This is a genomic window from Streptococcus parasanguinis, from assembly GCF_016648925.1.
GTDB lineage: Bacteria > Bacillota > Bacilli > Lactobacillales > Streptococcaceae > Streptococcus.
On sequence record NZ_JACLQX010000027.1, the window covers coordinates 1 to 11832 of the forward strand.

Genomic DNA, 11832 nt, shown 5'->3' on the forward strand with positions numbered 1-11832 from the left:
CCTACTCAACTGTGCGGAGGTGGGACGACGAAATCGAATTCTAACGAATTACCGATTTCTGTCCCACTCTCTCTTTTTAGCTCAATTCTGCAATGATTTCTTTCAATTGGGCTTTCGTATGAACTCCAGCCACTTGTTTGACAACTTGTCCATCTTTTTTAAAGAGAAGAGTTGGAATCGACATGATACCGAATTGACGCGCTGTATTTGGATTTTCATCGACATCCATCTTACAGATTTTCAAATCATCTTCATGTACTTCTTCTGCCAACTGATCCAAGATTGGAGCTTGCATGCGGCATGGACCGCACCAAGTTGCCCAAAAGTCAATCAAGACAAGGCCTTGGCTGGTTTCTTGTTCAAAAGTTGCATCTGTGATTACGTGTGCCATATTTCCTCCTTTTTCAGTAGTGACTACTGATTCTGCATTTCTACTTTTATTTTACACTAAATGATGCCATTTTAGAAATATTTGCTACGGGGACTCCTTAGGCATCTTCTCTCTTTTTGTGCCAAAAGATGAGGCTAGAAGCTGTTAGGCTGATCACACCTAAGAGACCCAGAGCATGGTCTTTGCTCCCTGTTTGAGGAAGGGTATGGTCTACCTGCTCTCCTCCTACTGCAGAAGTCGCAACTTGAGGATCTTCTGCCAATCCTTGTGAAACAAATTGAGGTCCATAAGATACAGCTAGTGTAAGATGAGATTGCTCTTGTCTTGCTGATGCTGTTTGCATCTGTTCATCTTTTTCAGGAAGAGTTTGGCTTGGTTGGACAAAGTATTCTGGGCTTGGCAGTGTATACTCTTCCTTGTAGTGTACTTCTGGAGCAACTAGAGCAGCTCCTTTTATTTCTGGCAATTTCGCATAGTCAGTATCTGTTGCACTCGGTACATAGGCTGCCTTTTGGGCGCGGGTCTTTTCAACAATTGGAATCGCAGCCTGGATAGAATCTGTCTTGAAGGTCACTTCATATGGATGCTCCACCGTTAAATCAGACGGGTCATAGGTGTTAAAGACTAGAGCTAACTTGTGACCTTTCTTAACCGTATAGAGATTTGGTTGGAGATAAACCGTGTAATCGTGGTATTCCCCAACCTTTGGCTCGATGCTTGCGCGAGAGCTTGCTGAATCGTAGCCAGACTTAGGATTCGCAAGGTTGATCCAGCCTTTTGCGATCACCTTGTACTTGGTCTTGATGGTTTCGTATTCGGCAACAGATAGGTTGCTTAAATTGCTTCCCATCCAGAAACCGTCTGCTGTTTTATCTTGCTTGACGCTACCATTTCCTACCACGTCAAAATCCTCATCTGCCACATCTACCAAGAGAGCGTTGATTTGGAAATTCTTTCCTTGACCCTTGGCAAGAGCTGCCTTGAAACGAACGGGGATGTGGCCCTTGATCGTAGTGTCCTCAGTAACATCAGAAACGAAGGTCAGATTGGCCTTAGAGGAGGCTTTGCTGACTGTTTCATTACGGTTAGCGATCTCAACACCTGCAGCCGCATAATCGCTAGAAATGGTTTCTTCTAGCCGTTTCGAGCTTGCATTCAAGAAGAGACGTTGACTGCTCTTCCAGTTATCATAGCTGGTCCACTTGCTTGGATCATAGTTGTTTTGAGCTAGAACCGCTGGCAAGCTTTCGACGTGATTGTCCACTCCGTAGAGGTAATGGGTCAGCCAGGTATTGAGCAGGTCATAAAAGTCCTGACCATTGGCAGTGATGCCGTATCCCCGTGACATAGCCGCTGGGTAGACGTGATCTCCTTGGTGGAGATAGAGCTTAACATCTTGGCCTGCTTTCTTGAGGGCATCGTACATGAGTTCAAAGTGTTTGGTCTTAACATTGTCATCATTCAAGCCATGGACGATCAGGGCGCTGGTCTTGAGATTTTCCGGATGAAGGGTATAATCCCGCTCCTTCCAGACATCACTGTAGTTACGATCATGAGCGTACTGGTCCTTATTCAATTGGTTGATGTAGTTAGAATAGTTTTGCCAAATACCTGCCCAGTCGTCTTGGTCCAGCATTCGCGTGCTAACGTAGAGGGAGAGCCATGAAAGGTCACTATAAGGTGCATTGCCAAACTGGGTTCCTTGGCTATTGAAATAATCATACCAAGAGGCAATTCCTGCTGCCGGAACGATGGTCTTTAGGCCTTCTACGCCTGTCGCTGCCACACCAAAGGTCGTGGTTCCAGCCCAAGAGAGACCGGTCATTGCGACATTGCCTGTTGCCCAGTCTGCCTTAATTTCAACATTGCTAGTCTTATCGGTGTAGGCCTTGCGTTTTCCATTAACCCATTCGATAATATTCTTAAAGGCATTGATTTCGAGATCAGACCCTGTCGTGTTAAATCCTTCTGATCCCTTGGTACCAAGTCCAGCACTGGAGATAAAGGCATAGCCTCTGACCAAGAAATAGTCGTACCAGTTCAGATCTTCGTAGTCATAGATATACTCGTAGGGACTGTAGTAATACCAATCCGATGCCTTGGCTTTTTTCGCTGCTTCTACTGTTGTTTCACTGCTTACTGGCTGTCTCTTTGCAGGTTGGCTGTGCAGTTTCTTCATGTCATAGCTACCGTCCGTTGGAAGCCCCAAACTTTCGAGGGTCACGTAGTTTTCATCAAGCGTCCCCGCTACGTAAGGGCGCGCTTCCAGAATAGTGGCTGCCTTAAAATCACCTTGCGCTACTGCTTTTGGTAGTTGAACAATGGCTTTGACTAAGTCAGGCTTGCCATCTGCGTCGGTGTCGTAGTCCGTTTCGACATAGACAGGGAAGCGTACAATTTGGCTGTCTTCATATTTGTAGTCTTGGTCTGCTTTTTCTCCCGTCGTATAAGGGAAAATCGGCTGGGCACGACCATTTAAAAAGAGCGGGCTTTTCTTTTCAGCCCGGTAGGCATCGTAGAGTTTCTTAGCTGTTTCATACATCTTGGCCAATTCTGGCTGACTAACCTTACGAGTCAAATCTTCTGATTTTTCAATCAAGCCTAAACTCTTGGCAAAGCGTTCGCGATCTGCTTGGCTTTGGCCCAATTGGCTAGGATCTGTTGCTGCCCATTGAAGCAAGCCATTAACAGCATCTTGGACCGTCAACTCTTTAGGGGCCTGATCAGCTGCAAGGGTGCTACCTGTAACCTTTGCTAAATCATTACTTGTTGCCGGAGCTTCTGAACTGGGAGCAGATTGAGGTGCAGCTTCCCTGTTGGTTGTTGCTGGACTTGCTACTGGGACCGTAGGCTCACTTTGTCTTGTGTGTTCTTCTGTAGCAGGGGCTACTTGATTTGCAACTGCCGTCCGATCCAGCGATGCCTCACTCAAGCTCGCTCCTTCTTCACTAGTGGCAGTACTTGTGTCACTTGTTGTCGGTCTTGCTTCGGAAGCTGGAGCATGGACCACTTCTGTCGATGGGGCTAGCTCTTCTGTCTGCTCATCTGCTGCTGCTACTTGATGCAAGACCATCGGTGCGATCAATAAACTTGATGCGACAATGGAAACCATTGTTTTCTTTTTCATGTCAGTCTCCTTACTTTTTTGTAATAAACACTTCTATTATACTATGTAAGCGTTTTTATATCAAATAGATATTCAAATGATCCAAAAAAAACCGAGGCATCAGCCCCGGTTATCGATCCTTATTTGACGTGTTTCTTAAGATCTTCTTGTGCTTTTTTGTTTGACTCTGCTTGTTCTTTTTGCCATTTTTCAAGGGCTTTGTTGTAGTCAGCAGTTGTCACAGCTTTATCTTGGAGTTTCATTCCTTTGTAGATCACGTGGTCTTTTCCTTTACCACCAGTCCATGCAAATGGAGCTGAGAATGGTTCGATACGTGTCAAGAATGGACGTCCAGTTGATGAAGAAGTTGGCATAACAAGGGCACTATCTGTCAACCAAGCTTGCGCTGCCGCATATTTTTCATAGCGTTTGTTGACGTCTTGTGTTTCTGCACCAGCATCTTTGATCATCTTTTCAAAGTCGTACAGACCAACTTTTTTAGCTGCTTCATTGTTTTCACTTGGGTCAAATCCAAGGAAAGTTTTAGTATTTTCACCAGATGAAGCTTTCAAGATATCCATGTAAGTTGATGGGTCTTGGTAGTCAGGGCTCCATCCAACATTATCAGAGAGATCCCAGTCTTCGCCAGCCGCATTTGGTGCAAAGAGGGTCACATTTTGAAGGTCTTCTTTCGAAAGCATTTGGATATCGATGACGATATTTTCTTTACCAAGTGCTTCTTCAACTGATTGTTTGAAGGATTGTACCCGTTGAACTCTTGATGGTGTGGTTTGGTCTACAGGCATATCGATGTGAATTGGGAATTTCACACCTTCTGCTTCCAAGGCAGTCTTCGCTTTTGCAAGCTCTTCCTTCGCTTTCTTAGCATCGAAGAGACCATTTTGACCATCGTCTAGTTTAGTAGATTTCCACTCATCTCCGTAGGTATCCAATTGAGTTTTCACCATTTCACCAAAGGTCTTACCATCAGCTTGGACAAATGTTGGTGGAATGTAGAGGTTACGGATGATCTTGCTTGCTCCGTCTTTTCCGTTCAATTGAGCAGCATACGCTTCACGGTTGAAGGCAAAGCTGATCGCTTGACGGAAGTCCTTGTTCAAGAGAGCTTTCTTAGTAGATTGTTTTTCCTCATCGGTCTTCTTAGCAGTGTGTTTGTAAGATTGACGGTCGATGTTGGTACCAATAACATAAGAAGCGGCATCTTGAGGAGTGTAGGTGATTTCGTCTTTGAATTCTTTGGCTTGCTCTGAGTAACCAGATCCAGTTGGGAAGAGTTTTGCCAAGCTAAGAGCATTTTCACCGAATGATTTGGCCAATTTACTTTGGTCTTGTCCATCGTAGAATTCCAATTTCACATCTGAAATGTAGACCTTGTCTTTATCCCAGTAGTTTTCATTCTTGGTCATTTCGATAGAAGATTTAGAAGTAAAGCTCTTCAAGATGTAAGGACCATTGTAAAGAAGGGAGCTGGTGTCACTTGCTTGAGCGAATTTATCCCCTTTTGATTTCACGAATTTTTCGTTGACAGGGAAAGTGATCCCAAGAGTCAATTTAGAGTTCCAGTAAGATTCTGGTTGGTTCAAAGTGATTTGAAGGGTATGATCATCAACTGCTTTTACTCCTACAGCTGAGAAATCTTTATTTTTACCACTGACGTAGTCATTCAAGCCTTTGATAGAATCTTGGATGATGTAGAGCATTTCTGATTTGTTATCAGCCGCATATTTGATCCCTGTGACGAAATCTTTAGCTGTTACATCCGCATACTCTTCGCCTTCTGAATCATACCATTTAGCATCGTCACGAAGTTTATAAGTATAAGTCAAGCCATCTTGCGAAACTGTCCAATCTTTTGCAAGAGATGGAATCAAGTTACCGTATTTGTCATTTTCAAACAAACCATCAATCAAGTTTCCAGTGATATCGTGGGTTGCTGCTTTACCAGATGTGATATAGTTTAGGTTTTCTGGCTCAGTCTCATAGACATATGAGAATTTTTGACCGTTACTTGAGCTAGATGATTTAGAACCACCCGAACAAGCTGCTAGGATACCTGCTGAAAGGAGGGCAACCCCCGCAAGTGCAATGACATTTCTTTTTTTCATGTAAATCTCCTCAAGAAATTTTAAGTTTATTTTAAGATTATACCACAAAGGTTTTCAGAAGAAAAGGAATTTTCAGAAAATTTTTGTATTATGAAAAAAACTACTCCGGAGAGTAGTTCCATTTTTTACTCTACTAAGTCGCTCTTGAGGTAGGCATCGACCATGCGCTCTGTTGCGACTACAGAATCCAAGTGAGTCCGCTCATAAGAGTGGCTAGATTCGATTCCTGCTCCGAGAAGAGCATGTTTGACTTCTGCTCCTGCGCTCATGGCTGCAGAGGCATCTGATCCATAGAAAGGATAGATGTCCAACTTATAAGGGATTTCTTGGGCTTTTGCCAAGGCTACCAAATGCTGACGGAACTCATAGTGATATGGTCCAGAAGCGTCTTTGACACAGATGGATACCGTGTATTCATCCGTCGCTTGGTCGTCTCCCATAGCTCCCATGTCCACTGCCAAGTATTCGACCACTTCAGCTGGAATACTAGAATTAGCCCCATGCCCCACTTCTTCAAAGACTGAAAAGGCAAAGGTGGTCGTTACTGGCAATTGGATCTGCTCTTCCTTGTACACGCGCAGAAGATTCAAGAGAATCGCCGCACTTACCTTGTCATCTAAGTGACGAGATTTAATAAAGCCAGTATCTGTCACAATGGTCCGGGGATCAAAGCTGACAAAATCACCCACTTCAATGCCAAGGGCACGGGTTTCTTTTTCATTGGTCACTTTTTCATCTAGACGGACTTCCATATTGTCCTGGGTCCGCTCTACAGTTCCCGCATCCTTGTAGACATGGCAAGAAGTCTGATGGACCAAAATAGTCCCAGAATGGGTCTTTCCTGTATTGGCTACATGGACTGTACAATTTTCCCCTTCAATCATATTCCAAGGGAAACCACCGATACGGTCTAACTTGAGGCGACCATCTGCTTTCACCGCGCGGACAATAGCTCCCAAGGTATCCACATGGGCTGTGACGTAGCGTTGCTTGTCTGTGATCACACCAGGCACGGTCACATTCACGCCTCCCTTAGCAGTCCGAGTTACTTCGTACCCAAAGCCTTCAATGGTTTTGACCAAGTAGTCTGCGATCTCACGTGTAAAACCGGTCGGGGAAGGAATGGCTGTCAATTCCTGCAAATAAGTCACTGTCTGATTCATAATGCCTCCAAATGTGTTTTTCTTTATTCTAGCATGAAATAGGTGGAATAGCTAGAGGAGAGGTTACAGGTTGGAGTTTTTCAACTCTTCCCGTACTTGCATTAGGAGAAAGCCAGAGTTCTATTTATATTTTCAACACATTTTGGGAGAGATTCATCTAGTGCACCTAAAATAAAAAAAGAAACTTGTCCACAACTAACGGTGTCTAAACAAGTTCCACGCAGGCTATTTCAATGGTGATACATAATTATCAGGATAAAATATGATGTAATTTTTGACAATATCTGTTAGACTATCTTCAGTTATGTTTCTCCACTTATGGAGATAGAAGGTTTCAGACTTGAGAACAGAGTGAAACCATTCGATACAGCCATTATCTGCTATTTCGCCTCTTTTCTGAGAATTCTTACACTCCTGTTTCCAGCGATAAAGGTGGAGCGTTTGACGCCGAAACATTCTAAAATAATCGATACAGGGCACGTTTTCTTATACTCTTCTACTAGCTTGATAAGACTTACTTTGTCGATTCTCTTATCAAGTTCTGATACTTTTTTAGTAATTCTACCTGCAAACGTAACTGTTCCACTTCAGATAACTGTTTCATCCCATTACCATAAGTATATTGTTTCCCCACGGGTTGTTGGAAACGGTACAATTCATCATTCTGATACCATCGCTACCAGGTCTTGGCCTGACTAGCATTTTTGATGCTGAGGGTATCCATGATAACTTTATTTGATTTGCCTGCCTTCTTCATTTCGATACAGGCTAGCTTAGTTTCTACTGAATATGCTTTTTGACCATAACAAAACACCCCTGTTTCTAGTTTACCAGAATTCAACAGGAGTGTTTTCTTGTGTCTCATTTTATGGGTGCAGTGCCGACCCTAGGGATTCTTTCGTTCTCATATATACGTCATTAGTATAGGCTAATTTGATTTAAATTCCAAGAGAAATAACATTTTACATAAAAATCAGTGGGTATTTTACAATTTTTGCATATAATAGAGCTAAAAAACAATTGGTTTTAAGAATTCTTATCTGAAACATTCGGAAATTCCCCTTAACCGTAGCGGAAAGTTGTTTTCTTCTCCTATTTATAATAGACTATCACTAACATTAGATGAAAAGGTGACTCTATGACTATAAATCAACTGCTTCAAAAGCTGGAGCCTACTAGCCCTATCCTTCAAGCTAACTTTGGAATTGAACGCGAAAGTCTTCGTGTCGATAGACAGGGAAAATTAGCACATACGCCTCACCCTTCATGGCTAGGAGCTCGAAGTTTCCACCCTTATATTCAAACAGATTTTTGTGAGTTTCAGATGGAACTCATCACACCAGTTGCTAAATCTACCACTGAGGCTCGTCGATTTCTTGGAGCCATTACCGATGTAGCTGGACGTTCCATCAGTAAAGATGAACTTCTCTGGCCCTTGTCCATGCCTCCTCGTATCAACGCCCAAGAAATCCAAGTTGCCCAACTGGAAAATGAATTTGAACGCCATTATCGTAACTACCTGGCCGAAAAATACGGAACTAAACTACAAGCTATCTCAGGTATCCACTATAATATGGAACTAGGGAAAGATTTGGTTGAAGCCCTATTCCAAGAAAGTGACCAGATTGATATAATTGCTTTCAAAAACGCCCTCTATCTTAAGCTGGCTCAAAACTACTTGCGCTACCGTTGGGTGATTACCTATCTTTTTGGGGCTGCACCTATTGCTGAGCAAGGATTCTTCGACCAAGAAGTTCCAGAACCTGTGCGTTCCTTCCGTAACAGTGACCACGGCTATGTCAATAAGGAAGAAATACAAGTATCTTTTGCAAGCCTAGAAGACTATGTCTCTGCCATCGAAAACTATATCGAACAAGGTGATTTGATTGCGGAAAAGGAATTTTACTCGGCTGTTCGTTTCCGTGGACAAAAGGTTAATCGCTCCTTCCTTGACAAGGGAATCACCTACCTAGAATTCCGTAACTTCGACCTCAACCCCTTTGAGCGTATCGGTATTAGCCAAACTACCATGGATACCGTACACCTACTCCTTCTAGCCTTCCTCTGGCTGGATGCCCCTGAAAATGTTGATCAGGCTCTGGCTCAAGGTCACGCGCTGAATGAAAAAATTGCCCTCTCTCATCCTTTAGAACCTCTACCTTCTGAAGCTGAAACTCAGAACATTACGACAGCTCTAGACCAACTGGTGCAACATTTTGGGCTTGGTGACTATCATCAAGGGCTGGTCAAACAAGTTAAAGATGCCTTTGCAGATTCCAGTCAGACACTAGCTGCTCAACTTCTTCCTCATATCAAAGACAAGTCCCTTTCTGACTTTGCCCTTGACAAGGCGCTTGCCTATCATGATTACGACTGGACTGCCCACTATGCCCTTAAGGGTTATGAGGAGATGGAACTTTCTACCCAGATGCTGCTCTTTGATGCCATTCAAAAAGGGCTTCATTTTGAAATCCTAGATGAGCAGGATCAATTCCTTAAACTCTGGCATAAAGATCATGTTGAGTACGTCAAAAATGGTAACATGACCTCAAAAGACAACTATGTAGTTCCTCTTGCCATGGCTAATAAAACCGTGACCAAAAAAATCCTGGCTGATGCTGGCTTCCCTGTCCCTGCCGGCGACGAATTTACCAGTCTAGAACAAGGTCTAGCCTACTATCCTCTTATCAAGGGCAAGCAAATTGTGGTTAAACCAAAATCAACCAACTTCGGTCTGGGCATTTCCATTTTCCAAGAGCCTGCCAGCCTTGATAACTATAAGAAAGCTCTCGAGATTGCCTTTGCAGAAGATACAGCTGTTCTTGTTGAAGAATTTATCCCAGGAACCGAATACCGTTTCTTCATTCTGGACGGGCGTTGTGAGTCTGTCCTCCTTCGTGTCGCTGCTAATGTTGTCGGTGATGGCAAACACACCATTCGTGAATTAGTCGCTCAGAAAAATGCCAATCCATTGCGAGGCCGTGACCACCGCTCACCTCTGGAAATCATTAAGCTAGGAGACATCGAACAATTGATGTTGACTCAGCAAGGTTATGCACCTGATGATATTCTCCCAGAAGGGAAAAAGGTCAATCTCCGCCGTAACTCCAACATTTCTACGGGTGGTGACTCTATTGATGTCACTGAGACAATAGATTCCTCTTACCAAGAATTGGCAGCAGCTATGGCAACTAGCATGGGGGCCTGGGCTTGCGGGGTTGACCTCATCATTCCAGATAAAACTCAGCCTGCTAGCAAGGAAAAACCTCATTTCACTTGTATCGAGCTCAACTTCAATCCCGCTATGTATATTCACACCTATTGTGCTGAAGGTCCTGGACAAGCTATCACTCCAAAAATTCTAGACAAGCTTTTTCCAGAAGTTGCCACAAGTCAAACCTAAAACCTAATTCTTAGGAACAAACAAATCACCTTTATCTCGATGATATGATACCTCTTAAGTAGACAAGGTAAATACCTAAAATCTACAGCTCTTTGTCAACTTTAGTGGGTTGAAGAAAAGCTAAGCTCGAGAAAGGACAAATTTCGTCCTTTCTTTTTTGATATTCAGAGCGATGAAAATTCGCTTCTTGAAGTTTTCAAAGTTCCGAAAACCAAAGGCATTGCGTTTGATAAGTTTGATGAGATTATTAGTCGCTTCCAATTTTGCGTTGGAATAGGATAACTGAAGGTCATTGATGATTTTCCCTTTGTCCTTTAGAAATGTTTTAAAGACAGTCTGAAAAAGAGAATGAACCTTCTTTATATTGTCTTCAATGAGTCCAAAAAATTTCTCTGGTTCCTTATTCTGAAGGTGAAAAAGCAAGAGCTGATAGAGATTATAGTGGTATTTCAAGTCTTCTGAATAGCTCAAAAGCTTGTCTAGGATTTCTTTATTGCCTAAATTGTCAAATTAAGTTAGACTTTTCAAGTAACTCAGAAAAACTTGGTAGGGTGATTGAAATAGTTCTAATGGTAATTCATAGACTACCCTCTGTTCAGCTATTCCTCCTTCATCTGTAACAAAAAAATATTTCTCATGATGTCGCCAAACATGTTGTCCATAACCTTTTATTTCTTCAAACTTACTAACGTCTTCCCATTCTAGGTTTGTTGGTTTCATTTTATTCCTCTTTTACTTAAGTGGCGATACATAATCATCTGGAAGTTTTCCTCTCCAGTCAATCCACATTTGCTCAGCAATCGGAATTAATCTTTTAAGCTCTTCCTGAGTAAATAATTCTCTAGTTTCAGGTATATCAATTAATGATGTGGGACTCTCTTCTATTAAATCCTATTCTACCAAAATATGCCCATGAATTCATACTAAAACAAAAAAGAGCAGCAAACTGAGCTGCTCTCCATTTTGTTTATTTTTCGACCATACCACCCTTGATAAGACTGTCTTTCGTTACTGAATAACTAACTGTTTTGTCATCTAGGGGATTAAAGCCTGGTACGATTTCTTTTAATTTATTAAAATCGATTTTTGTGTAATCAATGGTATTGCGGATATAAAAGATTCCGTCTTTGTATTCTGATGTTAGTTCAAATCCATGGCCCATCAGATCTTTGAATTTTTCTTGGCTCTTGGCAACAGCTTCTTTCATGGTTTCAAGAGGGTTCTCACCAGGCACTTTTGAGACGTCGTAATCATCAACTTTTTCTTGTAATAACAAGGTATCTCCCTTGTAATACAAGGTAATAGTTGACTTACCTGCTTCATCACTCGTTTCGAGAACAGTTTTTTGTGCACCTGCTAGCGCATCTTCTTTTTTGCTTTCATCAGTTGATGACTCTTTTGTCTTTTCTTTAGCGGATGATTTGCTTGTTGCTTTACTAGTTGCTTTAGTAGACGATGGACTAGTAGATTTTGTACTCTCTTTTTGTGTGCAACCAGCTAAAAGAAGACCCGCTGCCAAGAAGACGGCTAACATTTTTGTGGTTTTATTCATTTTGAATACCTCACTTTTGATGATGGTTAGGGAAATGACTGACGTCTGAAATGAGTCATTTGGCAAGATCAACTGTCGTTTTAGATGTTAT

7 protein-coding genes and 2 pseudogenes are annotated in these 11832 nt (G+C 42.4%); 1 reads left to right on the forward strand and 8 read right to left on the reverse strand.

All coding sequences use genetic code 11. From position 1 onward, the window contains the following. Window positions 1-76 precede the first annotated feature (76 nt). From trxA to H7T97_RS10360, 5 genes and pseudogenes are all read right to left on the reverse strand, one after another. On the reverse strand, window positions 77-391 hold the full coding sequence (trxA, locus tag H7T97_RS08845) for a thioredoxin (RefSeq protein WP_003002728.1): 315 nt from the start codon (window positions 389-391) through the stop codon (window positions 77-79). A 97-nt stretch (window positions 392-488) separates the two neighbouring features. Next, entirely contained in the window at window positions 489-3518 is a 3030-nt protein-coding gene (locus H7T97_RS08850) for a CocE/NonD family hydrolase (RefSeq protein ID WP_155167624.1), read from the reverse strand. Between the two features lie 119 nt (window positions 3519-3637). After that, a complete protein-coding gene (locus tag H7T97_RS08855; protein ID WP_021153433.1) occupies window positions 3638-5623 on the reverse strand; it encodes a peptide ABC transporter substrate-binding protein in 1986 nt (661 codons plus the stop codon). Between the two features lie 125 nt (window positions 5624-5748). Continuing rightward, window positions 5749-6786, reverse strand: coding sequence for a M42 family metallopeptidase (locus H7T97_RS08860; RefSeq protein ID WP_070675706.1), 1038 nt, complete (start codon window positions 6784-6786; stop codon window positions 5749-5751). 550 nt (window positions 6787-7336) lie between these two features. After that, window positions 7337-7543, reverse strand: a pseudogene (locus H7T97_RS10360) (IS3-like element ISBt2 family transposase); the annotation flags it as partial. Window positions 7544-7924: 381 nt separating this feature from the next. Between H7T97_RS10360 and gshAB the strand changes: the two are divergent. After that, entirely contained in the window at window positions 7925-10189 is a 2265-nt protein-coding gene (gshAB, locus tag H7T97_RS08870; protein WP_155124810.1) for a bifunctional glutamate--cysteine ligase GshA/glutathione synthetase GshB, read from the forward strand. Between the two features lie 120 nt (window positions 10190-10309). Here gshAB and H7T97_RS08875 read toward each other — a convergent pair. The 3 genes and pseudogenes from H7T97_RS08875 to H7T97_RS08885 form a co-directional block, all read right to left on the reverse strand. After that, a pseudogene (locus H7T97_RS08875) lies at window positions 10310-10693 on the reverse strand (ISL3 family transposase); the annotation flags it as partial. A 6-nt stretch (window positions 10694-10699) separates the two neighbouring features. Continuing rightward, window positions 10700-10909, reverse strand: a complete 210-nt coding sequence (locus tag H7T97_RS08880) for a hypothetical protein (protein ID WP_155167620.1) — start codon at window positions 10907-10909, stop codon at window positions 10700-10702. Between the two features lie 247 nt (window positions 10910-11156). Next, window positions 11157-11741, reverse strand: coding sequence for a DUF1307 domain-containing protein (locus H7T97_RS08885; protein WP_201090090.1), 585 nt, complete (start codon window positions 11739-11741; stop codon window positions 11157-11159). Between the last annotated feature and the right edge of the window lie 91 nt (window positions 11742-11832).

Bases quoted from the DNA above. Each gene is read 5' to 3' on its own strand.
- gshAB (WP_155124810.1), top strand. From the start codon at position 7,925: ATGACTATAAATCAACTGCTTCAAAAGCTGGAGCCTACTAGCCCTATC.
- H7T97_RS08855 (WP_021153433.1), bottom strand. From the start codon at position 5,623: ATGAAAAAAAGAAATGTCATTGCACTTGCGGGGGTTGCCCTCCTTTCA.
- trxA (WP_003002728.1), bottom strand. From the start codon at position 391: ATGGCACACGTAATCACAGATGCAACTTTTGAACAAGAAACCAGCCAA.
- H7T97_RS08850 (WP_155167624.1), bottom strand. From the start codon at position 3,518: ATGAAAAAGAAAACAATGGTTTCCATTGTCGCATCAAGTTTATTGATC.
- H7T97_RS08885 (WP_201090090.1), bottom strand. From the start codon at position 11,741: ATGAATAAAACCACAAAAATGTTAGCCGTCTTCTTGGCAGCGGGTCTT.
- H7T97_RS08880 (WP_155167620.1), bottom strand. From the start codon at position 10,909: ATGAAACCAACAAACCTAGAATGGGAAGACGTTAGTAAGTTTGAAGAA.
- H7T97_RS08860 (WP_070675706.1), bottom strand. From the start codon at position 6,786: ATGAATCAGACAGTGACTTATTTGCAGGAATTGACAGCCATTCCTTCC.